Source organism: Micromonospora sp. NBC_01405 (assembly GCF_045040155.1).
GTDB lineage: Bacteria > Actinomycetota > Actinomycetes > Mycobacteriales > Micromonosporaceae > Micromonospora.
The window spans coordinates 394,684-410,040 of record NZ_CP109532.1 but is presented as its reverse complement, the minus strand read 5'-3'; the positions used below and the strand labels follow the sequence as shown (position 1 = coordinate 410,040).

Below are 15,357 nucleotides of genomic sequence, written 5' to 3'. Positions count from 1 at the left end.
ATGATGGCAGACCTCCTGTCGTTCCGGTCAGGGCAGCGGTCGGCAGATGCCCCGGGCGTGGTCGGTGACCGCCGCGCCGACCACGGTGGCCTCCAGCGGCAGCACCTCCAGGCAGCGCCGCACCGCGGCGGCCAGCAGGGCGTTGGGCACCCGCATGGACAGCGTGCAGTGCGGCACCCAGCGCCCCGGCCGGTAGTGCTCGGCCAGCCCGACGCCGGCGTCGGCGAGCCGGCCGTGCACGAGCGCGTGGTGGGCCAGCAGCTCGGCGGTGGGGGCCGGCCCGAGCCACAGCACCCGCCCGACGAACTGCCCGGCGTGCTGGAACGTCAGCCGCAGCGGCGCCGCCACCACCGTGCCGGCGAGGGCCGCGGCGACCAGCTCCGGGTCCAGCCGCGGGGCCACCGCCAGCGACACGTGCGGCCGGTGCCGCTGCTCCAGCAGGGAACGCATGCTCTGCACCCCCTCGGACTCCAGCGCGTCCCACAGCACCCGGATGCGCCGGGTGGCGTCGGTGTCCAGATACAGCTCCAGTGCCGCGACCACGCCGATCACCCTAGGGCCCGAGGTTTGCCGGCCCGCTGACGCGGTACTGCTTCGGGAAAGTCCAGTGTCGAGGAGGACCGGGTGGACGTGAGTGATGTGCTGTCCGAGGCCTACGGCCGGCTGCCCGGGCTGGTCCGCGGCGCCGTCGACGGCCTGTCGCCGGAGCAGCTGCGCCGGGCACCGGCGCCCGGCGCGAACCCGGTGGGCTGGCTGGTGTGGCACCTGACGAGGGTCCAGGACCACCACGTCGCCGACCTGCTCGACGCGGAGCAGGTGTGGGTCGGCGGGGACTGGTCCGGCCGGTTCGGGCTGCCCGCCGACCCGGACGACATCGGCTTCGGGCACACCCCGGAGCAGGTCGCCGCCGTCCGGCCGGAGAACGCCCAGGCGCTGCTCGACTACTTCGACGCGGTCGCCGAGCGGACCCGGGGGCTCCTCGCCGGGCTGCGGCCGAAGGACCTGGACCGGGTGGTCGACGAGGCGTGGGACCCGCCGGTGACCCTCGGGGTCCGGCTGGTCAGCGTCGTCGACGACGACCTGCAGCACGTCGGTCAGGCCGCGTACGTGCGGGGCATGCTCGGGGCGGACTGACCGGGCGGGGCCGCGCGTCGTGCGCGACCCCCGCCGCCGGTCACGGCACGATGACGGCGCGGCCCTCCAGGGACCCGTCCCGCATCTGCCGGTACGCGTCGACCGCGTCGTCCAGCCCGAAGGTGGTGACCTTCGGCTTGATCAGCCCGCGCGCGCCGAGGTCGAGCACCTCGATCAGCTCGGGCCGGCTGCCCCAGTACGTGCTCTGGATGCTGACCTCGTAGGGCACGGAGAAGAACGAGACCGGCAGCGTGCCGCCGCCGATCCCGACGATGGTGAGGTCCCCGACGGTGCGGGCGGCGGCCGCGCCGAGCGCCAGCGTGGCGTCCGCGCCGACGAAGTCCAGGACCACGTCGGCGCCCCGGCCGCCGGGGGTGGCCTTCCTGATCTCCTCGGCGGTCCGGTCGCCGGATCGCAGCGTCAGGTCGGCCCCGTACTCCTCGGCGAGCTTCAGCGCGTCGGCGCGGGTGTCCACCGCGATCACCCGGGCCGCCGTGGTGGCCTTGAGGATCTGCACGCCGACGTGCCCGAGACCGCCGACGCCGATCACCACGGCGGTGCTGTCCGGCGGCAGCTTGTGCCACGACCGCCGGATGGCGTGGTACGGGGTGAGACCGGCGTCGGTCAGCGGCGCCGCCTCCACCGGGTCGAGGCCATCGGGCAGCGGCACGATGTGCCGGGCGTCCGGGACCAGCTCGTACTCGGCCATGCCGCCGTCCAGGCCGAGCCCGCCGCCCCCGCCCGGCACGGGCGCCCCGGCCGGGTTCTCGCAGTACGGGTCCACGCCGACCCGGCAGCGGGCGCAGGTGCCGCAGCCCCACGGGCCGTAGACGGCCACCGGCTGGCCGACCTCCAGGCCGGTCACCCCGGCGCCGAGGGCGTGCACCCAGCCCGCGTTCTCGTGGCCGAGGGTGAACGGCGGGTTCCAGGGGACCGCTCCGGCCTCGAAATCGTGCATCAGGTGCAGGTCGGAGTGGCAGGCGCCGGCACCGCCGATCTTCACCACCACCTGGCCCGGGCCCGGCGTGGGTTCGGGCACCTCGACCAGTTCGGGTTCGGACTTCCACCTCGGCAACCGCAGCGCGCGCATTTGTGCCTCCCGTTTCTCCGCGTCGGGCATCTCCCCGGTGACCTGCCCTTTCAGCGCCCGAACAAACGGGCGGCGGCCACGAGAGCCGCCGCCCGTCCGGCCGGGTCGGCATCCTTACAGTCCGCCGCCTCGCCTCCCCTTCGGTGCGAGACTCCGCCTCAGGCAACGTCGGTGAAGGAGAAGCCATGTCAGACCCGAACGCGCAGGCCAGAGGCTCCGACGAGCGGTTCGACCGGGTCGGCGAGACCCTCTCGGAGGCGGTGACGCGGGCGGCGTCCGTGCTGGAGGAGGAGCTGGCCGGGGGCGTCGACAGCGCCCGGCGGCTCACCGAGCGGCTCACCGCGGACCGCCGGGTCGACCCGGCGGCGTTCGACGAGGTGGTGGGGCGGGTCCGTAAGGACACCCACGCCCTGATCGACATGGTGGTCGGCCAGCTTCCCACCCCGGCCTCCGGCGACGACCTCACCGGCCGGTACGCGGCGGACGCCCACGACGCGCTGGACAGCCTCCTCGACCTCGCCCGACTCACCCCCGAGTTCGCCAACGGGCTGCTCGACCGGGTTTCCGCCGGCACCCGCCGGGCCGAGGGAGACCCGGTGGCCGCCCCCGGCGTCGAGCCGGGCGCGCCCACCGACGGCCGCTGAGCCGGTGACCGCCACCGTGACCGACGGCCCGGTCGACACGCTGCTCGCGCGCTACCGGGCCCGCACCATGGCCACCCTGCTGGCCGAACTGCCCACCGGCGGCCCCCGGTATCTGTACGACCTGGTGGCCGACTACCCCGGCCGGTCGGGCAAGGGGCTGCGGGCGGCGCTGTGCGTGGCGACCTGCCGCGCGTTCGGCGGCACCGACGACGACACCGTGGTGAACGTCGCCGCCACCGTCGAGCTGTTCCACAACGCCTTCCTCATCCACGACGACATCCAGGACGGCAGTGAGCAGCGTCGGGGCGCCCCCACCCTGTCGGCCCGCTACGGGGTTCCGGTGGCGCTGAACGTCGGCAACATGACGAACCTGCTCGCCCTGGAGCGGCTCCTGGCCAACCGGGACCTCCTCGGCTCCGGCACGACCTGGGAGCTGGTCGAGCAGACCCGGTTGATGCTGCGCCACTCCCTGGAGGGGCAGGCCATCGAGGTCGGCTGGATCCGGGACAACGCCTGCGACCTCACCGCGGACGACTACTACCGGATGTGCCTGAAGAAGACCTCCTGGTACACGTGCGTGTATCCGTGCCGCACCGGCATCCTGGCCATCGGCGACGGCCGGCCCGGGATGGACCGGCTGGACCGGTACGGCTGGTTCCTCGGCGCGGCCTTCCAGATCCAGGACGACGTGCTCAACCTCGTCGGCGACTACGCCCGATACGGCAAGGAGATCTCCGGCGACCTGTGGGAGGGCAAGCGGACGCTGATCCTGATCGACTTCCTCGACCGGTGCACCCCGGCCGAGCGGGAGCGGACGGTGCGCTTCCTCGGTGCCGCCCGCTCCGCCCGGACCGCCGCGGAGGTGCGCTGGCTGCACCGCCGGCTGCTCGCGTACGACAGCGTGGCGGCGGCCCAGGGGCAGGCCCGGGACCTGGCCGACGCCGCGCGCACGGAGGCCGCGGCGGCGCTGGGCGAGCGAGCGGACTCCGAGGACGGCCGGTTCCTGCTCGCCCTCGCCGACTACGTCGTCGACCGGTCCCGGTGAGCCGCAGGCGGGTCGTCGACCGGTCCCGGTGAGCCGCAGGCGGTCAGCCGGCGCGACGGCGCCGCTCCGGTTGCCGATCCGCCCGGGGCGCGGTCCACTGATCGACATGGGCGAGATCAAGGTGGGCACGTCGTCGTGGGCCGACCGGATGCTGCTGGGCTCCGGCTGGTACCCCCGCTCGGTCAACACCCCCGCCGGCCGCCTGCGCCACTACGCCGAGCGGTTCGGGCTGGTCGAGGTGGACACGTCCTACTACGCGGTGCCGGTGCCGGAGACCACCGCGGGCTGGGTGGCCGCCACCCCGCCCGGGTTCACCTTCGACGTCAAGGCGTTCAGCCTCTTCACCGGCCACCCCACCCCGGTCGCGACGCTGCCCCGGGACCTGCGACCGGCCGGCGGCCCGTCCCGGATCCGGTGGCGGGACCTGCCCGCCGGGGCGTACGACGAGCTGTGGAGCCGGTTCCGTGCGGCGCTGGAGCCGATCGTGGCGGCCGACCGGCTCGGCGCGGTGCTGCTCCAGTTCCCGCCATGGCTGGCCCGCAGTGCCGCGGCCGAGCGGCGGATCGTCGCCACGGCCGAGCGGCTGCGGCCGTGGCGGGTGAGCGTGGAGCTGCGGCACGGCTCCTGGTTCACCGAGGACGCCGTCCTGCGCACGCTGGCCCTGCTGCGCGAGCACGACCTCTCCTACGTCTGTGTGGACATGCCGCAGGGGTTCGTCTCGTCGGTGCCGCCGATCCTGGTCGCCACCGCCGCGCCGGCCGTGGTCCGCTTCCACGGCCACAGCGTCGCCTGGGCCGGCGGCGACAAACAGGACAAGTACCGGTACGCCTACGGCGAGCGCGAGCTGCGGAACTGGTCGCGGCTGCTGACCGAGCTGGCCGACACCAGCGACGAGCTGCACGTCCTGTTCAACAACTGCTGCGGCGACCAGGCCCAGCGCGACGCCGCCCGCCTGGTGGAGGTCCTGGCGGAGGCGGGCGTGCCGGCCGGTGGGACGCCGGTCAGCCGCGCCGGTTGATCCCCTCCGGGTGCATCCCGGTCGCCTCCTCGAGCGCGTTGTCCGGCAGGTCCCCGCCGGCGCTGTCGTTCGGGAACGCGCGCCGCGACGGCGCCGGGTCGGGCGGCGCACCCGGACCCGCCTCGGCGACCGGCCTGTCCTCGACGTTGCCGAACCCGTGCCGCCCCGCGGGCCCGGTGGGCTCGGCGGGCGCGCCGGCCCGTCGGTCACCGAGGCTCCCCTGCGGCACGGCGGTCTCCTCGCTGCCCTCGTCCATCGGGGAGTCCTCGCCGGCACCCCACGGCGGACCGGCGTCGAACCCGTCGCTGGTGCCGAAGGGGGCGGCGGACTCCGGTCCGCGTTCGTCCCCGCCGGTCGTCGATCCGTCCCTGCTCGTCATGGCCCACCTCGCTGGTCGGGTCGGTGCTCCGGGCGCTGATTGCCCGCCTGCGCGCCGCCCATGCACGGGCACGGGCGGCGCGGCGGTCAGCGGCCGGACATGACCATGTGCCGCCTGGCCGCGCCCATGGCAGCCACCTTTCCCATCGCCCGGGGCGCGCTGGCCAGCCCACCGGCGCGCGCGAGCAGGCCCCGGAAGACCTGCCCCGGCTTCTGCTGCTCACCCATGTACGCGCTGACCACCACCAGCGCGCCGGTGAGCGCCGGGACGGCCCACTGGAGCAGCTTCAACTGCCGCTGGCAGGAGGCCACGTTGGTCGGCGTCTGCGGGTTCGGCTCGGTCGTCCCCTCGACGGACGGGCCGCCCGCCTTCTCCAGCCGCATGCCGAGCAGCCGGCTGTACCCGGTGACCGCGAGCGCGGTGACCGTGAGGGCCGTCTTCACCGTGCTCATCCGGGCCACCCCCGACTGGGCGAGCAGCCGGGGGCTCTCGGTCGTCAGCTCGCCGACCGCGCCGGCCAGGTGCGCGCCGATCGCCGCCGCGTTGACCGGGGTCCACCGGGCCCACCCGGCCGAGGCCACCGGCAGTCGCTGGGTCGAGTCGTTGATCTGTGCCGCCGCGCCGTTGACGCCGAGCGCTCCCATCAGGGAGCCGCCGAACCAGGCAGCCAGGCCCAGGTCGTGCATCGAGCGCAGTGCGGTGTGCCGTTCGGACATCTGATCCCCTTCCACGGTACTGGCGGTGCGGCATACCCACCGATCGGGGGAGTACGCACCGTGACCGGTCAGAGGCCGTAGCGGCTCTTCAGGTGGCGCCACCAGTCGCGGAACATCCATTTGTCGAACTCGGTGACGGTCGTCGCACTGCCGGCCTTCATCAGGAAGCCACCGACGCCTCAACCCGAGCGGCGGGAGCCTGACAAGCCGGCGGCGAAGGCGGCCACCCGCGCGGCCACCGGCGCGCTGGCGCGTACCCAGACGAAGTGGTCGAGCGGGGCGCCGGCCTGCGCGGTCGTGTAGCGCTCGCGCGCGACGGTGGCCGCGGCGAGCTTGCCGCAGAGCTGGTCCAGGGTGGCGTGCGGGGTGTACTGGTCGTCGTCCACGCTCACCGCGAGGACGGGGACGTCGAGCGTGCGCAGCGCCGCCTCGACGTCCACCCCGTCGAGGGTGGGGAAGCGGCCGGTGCGGGCCGTGTACGCCCAGTCCCGGATCACCCCGCGCGCCTGCCGGCCGCCGAAGCCCCAGCCCGGCCAGACGCCGAGCAGCCGGGCGGTCGCGGCGATCCCCTGGGTGTACGGCAGCACCCCGTACCTCCGTGGGGCCGGGTAGCCGCGCCAGTACGGCACGCCGACGGCGACCAGGGCCAGCCCGTCCACCGCGTCCGTGCCGTGCAGGGCCAGGTGCAGCAGCGCGGCCTGGCCGCCGAGGGAGTGCCCGAGCAGGATCGTCGGCCGGCCGTCCAGCAGCGGCTTCAGCGCCGCCAGCACCGCGCCCACGTCAGCGGCAAGCTCCACGTAGCCGTACCGGCAGGCCCGGCTCGGCGCGGGGGTGCTCGCGCCGGTGCCGCGCAGGTCGGCGACGACCACGGCGAGGCCGGCGGCCCGCAGCGCGGCGGCGAACGGCCGGTAGTAGCGGGCCCGTACCCCCATCGCGGGCCAGATCACCACCACCGGGGCGTCGGCGGCGCCGTCGGGCTCGGGATACACCTGCACCCCGAGCCGGGCGCCCTCGACGTCGACGAACTCCTGCGTGTACTCCCCGGTCGCGCTCATCCGCCCAGCGTACGGCCGTAAGCTACCGGCGGGTAGCAAGGGGGCGTGGGTGGCCGGCCGTCAGGCCGCGGCCGGGGCCGGCACCGGGCGGGCGACGGTGGCCACCGCCTCGTACACGATGTTGAGCTGCTCGGCGCAGCGCCTCCACGAGTACCGGCTACGGATCCGGTCCAGCGCCGCCGTGGCGTACGCGAAGCGCCGCACGTTGTCGCCGAGCAGCCGGCGGATCGCGGTGCCCAGTGCCCGGGGGTCGCGCGGCGGCACCAGGTCGCCGGTGAGCCCGTCGATGACGGTGTCGGCGATGCCGCCCACGTCGGTGCCGATCACCGGGACACCGCAGGCCATGCCCTCCAGGGCGGTCAGGCCGAACGGCGCGTGCCACGGGGCGGCGACCAGCAGGTCGGCGGAGCGGTACCAGCTGGCCAGCTCCTCGCGCGGCACCCCGCCGATCAGCCTGACCCGGCCGGCCACCCCGCAGGACCGGGCGAGCGCGGTCAGCCGCCGGGCGGAGCCGTCGGTGGGCAGTTTCTCGGCCGGCGGGCCGCCGACGATCACGCACTCGGCCTCCGGCGCCGCGGGCATGGCCCGGACGACCTCCTCGAAGCCCATGCTCTCCGTCAGCCGGCCCACGGTCAGCACCCGGGGGTGGGCCGGGTCACGCGGGGCGACCGGGCCGTCCGGGCGGAAGATCCGCTCGTTGACCCCGGCGGGCACCAGGGACATCCGGGACCGGGGCACCCCGAGGCGGACCAGCTCACCGATCTCGTCCTGAGACTGCACGACCACCCGGTCGGCAGCCCGGCCGAGCGCGCGCTCGTAGCCGGTCCGGCCCGGTGGGCCGGTGTCCCGTGCGCCCCGCTGCGCCGTGCCGAGGGCGTGGTAGGTCAGCACCACCGGCACCCCCGTGCGCCGCCCGGCGTGTACGGCGGCGAGCCCGCTCCGCCAGAAGTGGGCATGCGCGACGGCGGGCAGCCAGGCGTCGCGCCAGTGCCCGGCCAGCCACCGGCCGAACTCGCCGGTGTGTGGCAGCAGCTCGTCGGCGGGCAGCAGGCGCGGCGGCCCGGCCGGCACGTGCAGCACCTCGTAGCCGTCCGGGGTGGCCACCGCCTCGGGCAGGGTGGGGGAGTCGCGGCGGGTGTAGACGCGTACCTCGTGGCCCCGGTCGACCAGGGCCGCCGCCAGCTCCGCCACGTGCGTGTCCTGGCCGCCGGTGCTGCTCCCGCGCAGGACGGCGAGCGGGCTGGCGTGCTCCGAGATCATCGCGATCCGCATTCTTCCTCCTCCATCCGCCCGTCCCGGCCGGCGGGGACCCGTCGAGCCGGCGAGGTCCCTGGAACGCGCACGTCAGGTCCCTACCCCCGCCTTCGCCTCCTAACCTCCTCGGCCCGCCCGGCCGTCACGCCCACGACCGGTCGACGAGCAGGTCACCGGAGCCAGGCAGGCCGCGCCGCCGCCGTCCACAGTGGCGACGCCGGAGTGTCAGTGCGGGTGGGGGATGGCCCAGGCCGACGACTGATTCACCGGAAGGCTGACGAGGCCCGGGGGTAGCGGGCGGCACCCGCCCTCGGCCCTCTCCGTTTGCGGGCGGCCACGGGGGACCGGTCGTCAGCCCTGCTCTTCTTCGTCCGCTGGCGGCCGGGGTGGGCGGTTGTGTCGGGCCCACTCGTCGACCTCGTCCGCGTCCCAGACGTTCATCCCGACCAGGCGGGCGAGGGGTTCCGGGAAGCCGGGCCGACGGGTGATCTGTAGGACCCGCTGCCGTGACACGCCGAACAGTGCGACCAGCTCGCCAGGCCCGTACAGACGTGGTCGCTTCACAGCCTGAACGTAGGCACGACGCACCGTTTACGTTTGCCACTTACAGATTGACAAGGGGATAGCAGGCGGTGTCTGATCGAACACGCGGTACCCCCGCCCTGGTGGAGCTGGGCTCGGTGGGGCGGGGTGCCGCAGTGGACCGGACCCGGCAGGCCTGAGGGAGGCGCAAATGAGGTTGCGAGACGCCCGGCACCTCGAACTCGTGAAGCCGCACCAGGACTTTCGGTGGGACTCCTGTGTCGTCTGGCTCTGGAGGGACAAGGGTCGACTCGACTCAGCCCGTGCGGCGGGCGCATCCGGTGCCGCCGGATCGGTCGCGCGCCGGGGCCGGGCGAGGGCAAGGTGAGCGCACGTCGGCTGCCCCTGTCGATCTTGGCCGCCTGGCGCACGCTCGAATGGCACCGACACCGCCGCTGTTCCGCCTGTGGCCCGAGCAGCTGGTGTCCTCTCGTCCAGGCGGCCAGGGCCCGGATCACGGCATGGCGACGGTTCAGTTCCCGTCGATGATCGGACTCAGGGCCGGCGACGTCCTCCAGGTAACTCGCGTCTGCAGCGTTCAGTTCATCCGACGATCTTCTTCCGGCTGATCAAGGTTCGGACCGACCTGATCACCTACGAGGGTTGGGTCTGGTTGGACGGCTACCAGCTGGATGAGAAGGGCGAGGCGCTCGCCCGGCGCGAGCTGTTCGTCATCCGTGAGGGCATCCGGAGGGTGAACCGCCCGACCAGGCCCACCCCCACCCCCGCCCAGCCTTGCCGCCGGCCCGTCAACCAGCGCCCCGGCTGAGGCACCACCCGCCGCCGGCACCGCCGGTGCGCGGGCGGTGCCGGCGGCGGGTCAGGCCCCGTCGCGGAGCATGCCGGGGCCGAAGACCTCGTAGGCGATCCGGTCGCTGGGCACGCCGCGGCGCAGCAGGCTGCTGCGGACCTGGTTCATGAACGGCAGCGGGCCGCACAGGTGAATGTGGGCGTCGGCGGTGAGCGGGATCAGCTCCGGATCGACGCGCCCCGGGCTGACCCGCACCGGCAGTTCGGCGAGCGGCCCGTCGGTGGCGTCGACACTCTCGTACCAGAGCGCGGTGCGCAGGTTGGGCAGGGCGTGGTGCAGCCGGGGCAGCTCGTCGCGGAGCACGTGCGCGGTGCCGGCCCGGTCGGCGTGCACCAGCGTCACCGGCCGCTGCGGCGCGGTGGCCGCGAGGTGCTCCAGCGCGGACATCGCGGGGGTGAGCCCGATGCCGGCGCTGACCAGCACCAGCGGCCCCTCCCCGGCCACGGCGCTCACCTCGCCGAACGGCGGGCTGAGTCGCAGCGTGTCGCCGACGGCCACCCGCTCGTGCAGGAACGTGGAGACCATGCCGTCGGGCGCGCCGGCGGTGCCGCGAACCCGCTTCACGGTGATCCGCCACCGCGCCGCGCCGGGCCGGCCGGAGAGGCTGTACTGCCGGATCTGCTGCCCCCGACCGCCGTCGAGGTCGACCGCGACGGAGACGTACTGGCCGGGGACGAACTCCGGCACCGGGCCGCCGTCGGCCGGCTCCAGGCTGAACGACACGACGTCGGCGGTCTCCCGGACCCGCTCGGCCACCCGCCAGGCCCGCCAGACCGGCTGCCCCTCGGCCACCCCGGCGCCCTGGTAGAGCCGGGCCTCCCGGGCGATCAGTTCACAGGCCAGCAGCCAGTACGTCTCGTCCCAGGCGGCGGCGACCGGCGGGGTGACCGCGTCGCCGAGCACCTCGCCGACGGCGGCGAGCAGGTGCCGGCCCACGACGGTGTACTGCGCCGGGGTGATGCCGAGCGAGACGTGCTTGTGCGCGATCCGGTCCAGGATCGGCCCCCACGGCGCGTCGCTGGCGCCGACCAGGTGCTCCGCGTACGCGACGACGGCGGCGGCCAGCGCGGCCTTCTGCTGCCCGGTGGCCTGGTTGCCCCGGTTGAACAGGTCCAGCAGCTCCGGATGGGCGTCGAACATCCGCCGGTAGAACCGGCCGGTGATCGCCTCGCCGTGCGCCTGGACGGCGGGCAGGGTCGCCCGTACCACCGCCGCTGATGACTCCGTGAGCATGACATGTCCTCCTGCGTCCGTTGTCGTCCGCTTGCGCCGATGACGTGCCCAATAAACAGGATTCTCAGATTCCTCTTCAGGGTCGAAGGTCCCGGTTGAGGAGTCGCCTGGATCACACCGGGGGCGGGTCGCCCGGCCCGGGTCACCGCACGTCCGCGGTGGCTAGGGTCGGTGCGTGAAGCTCAATCGGTCCACGGACATGGCCCTGCGGATCGCCATGCTGACCGCCGCCTCCCAGGCCCGCACGACGGTGGACGAACTGGCCGAACAGCTCGCGCTGCCGCGCAGCCACGTCGCCAAGGTGGTGCAGCGGCTGCAGAGGATCGGGGTGCTGGTGACCATCCGGGGCCGCTCCGGCGGGGTGGCCATCGCCGGGGCGGCCGGCGAGCTCACCGTCGGGGCGGTCGTGCGGGCCTTCGAGGGCGACGACGAGGTGGTCTCCTGCGAACAGCCGGCCTGCCCCCTGGTCGCCGGCTGCCGGCTGCGTGGTCAGCTGCGCCGCGCGCAGGAGGCGTTCCTCGCCGTCCTCGACGAGACGCGGCTCGGCGACCTGGTCGACGGCCCGACCGGCCCCCTCCTGCTCACCCTCGGCCGGAGATGACGAAGGGGCCCCCGGCAACAGGGGCCCCTTCGCACCGGCGGTGGGCGGTCAGCCGACGCTGATCGTCCCGTCCCCGGAGCGGACGCAGGCCACCGCGCGAGCGGTGGTGGAGGAGGCTCCGGCCAGGCAGCGGCCCAGCACCTGGTGCCCGGCCACGTTGGGGTGCCACGACTCCTGGCACGTCTGGAAGTAGCTCACGCAGGTGTTGGCGATCCGCTGGATGGCGATCTTGTCCTTGCCGGCGAGGCTGGTGACGAAGGTGCCGGTCGCGCCGTCCTGGAGCCGGATCGGCGTGGCGAGCGCCCCGGACGGGCTGGTCGGCTGCTCGCAGAGCCGGGCGCCGTCGAACGCCCGCTGCACGTTGAGGTAGACCAGGTCGGCGGCGGGGAACTGGCTGGCCAGGCTGTCGCGCGTCGAGCGGACCAGGGTGCCCAGCCCGGAGGAGAAGTTGTGCCCGGGCCGCAGGCTGGCCCGGTGGATCGGGCAGCCGGCCGCGTACCGCTCGGCGCCGAGGTCCCGGAACTTGTCCCGGTCGTCCTGCCGCCCGTCCTCCTCCCAGTAGTTCGAGGCCAGGTCGAACGGCAGCGGGTTGGTGTAGTCCTGGAACACGATCCGGTGCTGGCCGTCGGCGTCGATCTGGTCGAGGGTGGTGAGGATCTGCCGTACGGCGGCGGTGGTCTCCGCGGTCGCGGCGCTCAGCTGCGCCGCGGTGGCCAGGTCGGCGTCGCTGCACGGCTCCTGCGGCACCGGCCCGCCGAGGTACGCCCAGAACTCCCACCAGCCGGTCCACGCGTCGGCGATGAACCGGTTGGCGCACTTCTCCGCCACGCTGCCGAAGGTGAACGAGCTGTTGTTCGAGCCGAGGCCCACCAGCACCAGGTCGATGTCGTGGGTCTGGCCCACCGCGCGGAGCTGGTCGAGCTGGGAGGCGACCGAGCGACCCTTGGTCCGACTGACCGACGCGTTGCCGATGTCGTACGGCTGCCCGCCCGAGCAGGCCAGGTTGAACCGGTCCTGGATGCCCGGCAGGTTGGCCTGGAACAGCGAGGCGTTGGGGGACCGGTGGCAGAAGTAGGCGTTGCTGTTCGGCGCGGTCCAGCCGGGGAAGCCCTGGCTGATGCCGTTGACGTCGGAGACCGGGGAGTAGGCCCCGGCCCCTTCGCCACTGATGAAGCTGTCGCCGAGTGCCACGGCGGCGGTGGGGAGGCCGGCAACCGCCGGGGCGGGCGGTGCGACGGCGGTCGACAGCGCCGCCGCCGCGACGGTCAGCACCGCCGCGAGCGCGGTACGACGGAACACGGACATACGCGTCCTCCATCAGTCCATGGAAATATGAAAGTTTCTATGAGGCGGTGATCACATCACGGTCGAGTGACGGGCGTCAACGTCCGGTCATCCCCGCACGGGTTCGGGCAGGGGCGTCCCAGGACCGCCGGGGGAGGGCCGGGCCGTGGCGCGGGTATGTCGTCCGGGAGTGGCCGGGCGGGATGAATCCCGGGGCCGGTGGCGTTGCCGGGGAGGTGGACGTCCTCCGGGCCGCCCATTGGCAGGGCCGCCGCCGGCGGCGGGGCGACCCGCACACTGCGGGGTGCCTACGTCCTGTCCCACCTCCCGGTTAGGCTCGCTGCGGCGCGCCGCGCGATGTGATCGAGCCGGTGAGCGGCACCACACCGCCGAGACCTGGGAGTACGACCAGTTGACCGCACAGCCTGAGATGCTCTACGGGGCCGACGACCTTACGCACCTGGAGGGCCTGGACGCTGTTCGCAAACGCCCAGGCATGTACATCGGCTCCACCGACAGCCGTGGCGTGGGTCACCTCGTCAACGAGATCCTCGACAACTCCACCGACGAGGGTGTGGGGGGTCATGCCACCCGAGTCGAGGTGATCCTGCACGCCGACGGCTCGGTGCAGGTCGACGACGACGGCCGGGGCATCCCCACCGACGTGCACGCCAAGTCCGGCATCTCGGGCGTCGAGCTGGTGCTCACCCGGCTGCACGCCGGCGGCAAGTTCGGCGGCTCCGGCTACAAGACCTCCGGCGGCCTGCACGGCGTCGGCGCCTCCGCCGTCAACGCCCTGTCCCGCCGCTTCGACGTCACGGTCCGCCGCAGCGGCAAGGTGCACGGCATGTCGTTCCGGCACGGCGTGCCGGGGGTCTTCGACGGCCCCGGCCCCGACGCCCCGTTCACCGCCGGCCCGGGTCTCCAGGTCGCCGGCGCGATGAAGCGCGGCGCGGGCACCGGCACCTCGATCCGCTACTGGCACGACGCCCGCTACTTCGAGACCGGCGCCGCACTGGACGTCGATGCCGTCCGGCTCAAGCTGCGCAACACCGCGTTCCTCGTTCCCGGCGTGAGCTACCTGCTGCGCGACCTCACCGGCGAGGAGCCGGTCGAGGAGACCTTCCACTTCCCCGCCGGCCTGACCGACATGGTGGAGTTCCTCGCCCCGAGTGGCGACCGGCCGGTCTCCGGCACCCTGCTGGTCGTCGGCGAGGGCACCTACCGGGAGAACGCGGCCGACGCCAACGGCGTCATGCAGTCCAACGTGCAGCGACGTGCCGAGGTCGAGGTGGCGTTCCGCTGGGGGACCGGCTACGAACGCACCGTCGAGTGCTTCACCAACACCATCCGCAACGCCCACGGCGGCACTCACCGCAAGGGCTTCGAGCGCGCCATGGCCCGCACCCTCGCCGACGCGGCCCGCAACGCCCGAGGGCTGCTCAGGCCCAAGGAGGACGCGCCCACCCTGGACGACGTCCTGGAGGGGATGACGGCCGTGGTGCACGTGCGGATCCCCGAGCCGCAGTTCACCTCGCAGACCAAGGACGAGCTGTCCACCGCCGGCATCACCAAGGTGCTCCAGGGGCTGATCGAGGCGCACCTGAAGGCGTGGCTGGAGGACCGCCGCACCAAGGTCGAGGCCCGCACGGTGCTCCAGAAGATCGTGGACGCGGCCCGGGTCCGGCTGACCCAGAAGCAGCAGAAGGACGCCGCCCGCCGCAAGACCGCCCTGGAGGGCGCGTCCATGCCTCCGAAGCTGGTCGACTGCCGCGCCACAGGCATCGACAGAAGTGAATTGTTCATCGTGGAGGGGGACAGCGCCCTCGGAACAGGCCGGCTCGCCCGATCCGCCGAGTACCAGGCGCTTCTCCCGATTCGCGGCAAGATCCTCAACGTGCAGAAGGCCAACCTCCAGCAGGTCCTCGACAACGCCGAGTGCGCCGCCATCGTCCAGGTGCTCGGCGCCGGCTCCGGCCGCACCTTCGACCTGTCGGCGCTGCGGTACGGCCGGGTGCTGATCATGGCCGACGCCGATGTGGACGGCGCGCACATCCGCACCCTGCTGATCACGCTCTTCGCCCGGTACATGCGCCCGCTGATCGAGGCCGGCCGGCTCTACGCCGCGATGCCGCCCCTGCACAAGATCACCACGAAGGGGCGCAACCCGCAGACCACCTACACCTACACCCAGGCGGAGATGGAGGCGTTGGTCCGCAAGCTGGAGAAGTCCGGCAAGCAGATCGTCACCCCGATCCCCCGGTTCAAGGGCCTCGGCGAGATGAACGCCGACGAACTGTGGGACACCACGATGAACCCGGCCACCCGGGCGGTCCGCCGGATCACCCTCGACGACGTCGACGCCGCCGAGCGGATCCTGGAGCTGCTGATGGGGGAGAAGGTCGAACCGCGCCGCAACTGGCTGATCGAGTCCGCCGACCGGGTCGACCGCGACGCGATCGACGCATGAGGACCGCCCGCCGCCAGACCGTGGCCCCCCGGGGACAGCGC

General features: G+C 73.8%; 16 protein-coding genes. 7 read left to right on the top strand and 9 right to left on the bottom strand.

From position 1 onward, the window contains the following. Window positions 1-27: 27 nt before the first annotated feature. Window positions 28-543: a 2'-5' RNA ligase family protein gene (locus tag OG559_RS01800; RefSeq protein ID WP_405111552.1), complete on the bottom strand. Its 516-nt coding sequence runs from the start codon at window positions 541-543 to the stop codon at window positions 28-30. A gap of 81 nt (window positions 544-624) precedes the next feature. Between OG559_RS01800 and OG559_RS01795 the strand changes: the two genes are divergently transcribed. Further along, on the top strand, window positions 625-1,134 hold the full coding sequence (locus OG559_RS01795; protein WP_405111549.1) for a mycothiol transferase: 510 nt from the start codon (window positions 625-627) through the stop codon (window positions 1,132-1,134). 40 nt (window positions 1,135-1,174) lie between these two features. Here the strand turns inward: OG559_RS01795 and OG559_RS01790 are convergent, their stop codons facing one another. Next, the gene (locus OG559_RS01790) at window positions 1,175-2,224 is read right to left on the bottom strand and encodes an NAD(P)-dependent alcohol dehydrogenase (RefSeq protein ID WP_405111547.1); all 1,050 of its coding nucleotides are present in this window, start codon (window positions 2,222-2,224) and stop codon (window positions 1,175-1,177) included. Between the two features lie 185 nt (window positions 2,225-2,409). Between OG559_RS01790 and OG559_RS01785 the strand changes: the two genes are divergently transcribed. From OG559_RS01785 to OG559_RS01775, 3 genes are all read left to right on the top strand, one after another. Further along, window positions 2,410-2,868: a hypothetical protein gene (locus OG559_RS01785; protein WP_405111545.1), complete on the top strand. Its 459-nt coding sequence runs from the start codon at window positions 2,410-2,412 to the stop codon at window positions 2,866-2,868. A 4-nt stretch (window positions 2,869-2,872) separates the two neighbouring features. After that, window positions 2,873-3,913 carry a polyprenyl synthetase family protein gene (locus OG559_RS01780; protein ID WP_405111542.1) on the top strand — a complete coding sequence of 347 codons (1,041 nt, stop codon included), beginning with the start codon at window positions 2,873-2,875 and terminating at the stop codon, window positions 3,911-3,913. A 106-nt stretch (window positions 3,914-4,019) separates the two neighbouring features. Beyond that, the gene (locus OG559_RS01775; protein WP_405111539.1) at window positions 4,020-4,931 is read left to right on the top strand and encodes a DUF72 domain-containing protein; all 912 of its coding nucleotides are present in this window, start codon (window positions 4,020-4,022) and stop codon (window positions 4,929-4,931) included. Here the strand turns inward: OG559_RS01775 and OG559_RS01770 are convergent. The 5 genes from OG559_RS01770 to OG559_RS01750 form a co-directional block, all read right to left on the bottom strand. Next, the gene (locus tag OG559_RS01770; RefSeq protein WP_405111536.1) at window positions 4,915-5,310 is read right to left on the bottom strand and encodes a hypothetical protein; all 396 of its coding nucleotides are present in this window, start codon (window positions 5,308-5,310) and stop codon (window positions 4,915-4,917) included. The genes OG559_RS01775 and OG559_RS01770 overlap by 17 nt on opposite strands. A gap of 86 nt (window positions 5,311-5,396) precedes the next feature. Next, on the bottom strand, window positions 5,397-6,026 hold the full coding sequence (locus tag OG559_RS01765; protein WP_405111533.1) for a hypothetical protein: 630 nt from the start codon (window positions 6,024-6,026) through the stop codon (window positions 5,397-5,399). 179 nt (window positions 6,027-6,205) lie between these two features. Further along, window positions 6,206-7,081: an alpha/beta fold hydrolase gene (locus OG559_RS01760; RefSeq protein ID WP_405111530.1), complete on the bottom strand. Its 876-nt coding sequence runs from the start codon at window positions 7,079-7,081 to the stop codon at window positions 6,206-6,208. 60 nt (window positions 7,082-7,141) lie between these two features. Then, the gene (locus OG559_RS01755) at window positions 7,142-8,353 is read right to left on the bottom strand and encodes a glycosyltransferase (RefSeq protein ID WP_405111527.1); all 1,212 of its coding nucleotides are present in this window, start codon (window positions 8,351-8,353) and stop codon (window positions 7,142-7,144) included. 333 nt (window positions 8,354-8,686) lie between these two features. Next, window positions 8,687-8,899, bottom strand: a complete 213-nt coding sequence (locus OG559_RS01750) for a DNA-binding protein (RefSeq protein WP_161691721.1) — start codon at window positions 8,897-8,899, stop codon at window positions 8,687-8,689. 631 nt (window positions 8,900-9,530) lie between these two features. Here OG559_RS01750 and OG559_RS01745 point away from each other — a divergent pair. Further along, on the top strand, window positions 9,531-9,686 hold the full coding sequence (locus OG559_RS01745) for a hypothetical protein (RefSeq protein ID WP_405111524.1): 156 nt from the start codon (window positions 9,531-9,533) through the stop codon (window positions 9,684-9,686). A gap of 51 nt (window positions 9,687-9,737) precedes the next feature. Here OG559_RS01745 and OG559_RS01740 read toward each other — a convergent pair whose 3' ends face one another. After that, entirely contained in the window at window positions 9,738-10,961 is a 1,224-nt protein-coding gene (locus tag OG559_RS01740) for a globin domain-containing protein (protein WP_405111521.1), read from the bottom strand. 175 nt (window positions 10,962-11,136) lie between these two features. Between OG559_RS01740 and OG559_RS01735 the strand changes: the two genes are divergently transcribed. Next, the gene (locus tag OG559_RS01735) at window positions 11,137-11,562 is read left to right on the top strand and encodes an RrF2 family transcriptional regulator (protein WP_405111518.1); all 426 of its coding nucleotides are present in this window, start codon (window positions 11,137-11,139) and stop codon (window positions 11,560-11,562) included. A 48-nt stretch (window positions 11,563-11,610) separates the two neighbouring features. On the opposite strand, the gene OG559_RS01730 is transcribed toward OG559_RS01735, so the two are convergent. Continuing rightward, window positions 11,611-12,867, bottom strand: a complete 1,257-nt coding sequence (locus OG559_RS01730) for a hypothetical protein (protein WP_405111516.1) — start codon at window positions 12,865-12,867, stop codon at window positions 11,611-11,613. A 409-nt stretch (window positions 12,868-13,276) separates the two neighbouring features. Between OG559_RS01730 and OG559_RS01725 the strand changes: the two genes are divergently transcribed. After that, window positions 13,277-15,316 carry a type IIA DNA topoisomerase subunit B gene (locus OG559_RS01725; RefSeq protein ID WP_405116310.1) on the top strand — a complete coding sequence of 680 codons (2,040 nt, stop codon included), beginning with the start codon at window positions 13,277-13,279 and terminating at the stop codon, window positions 15,314-15,316. Window positions 15,317-15,357 lie beyond the last annotated feature (41 nt).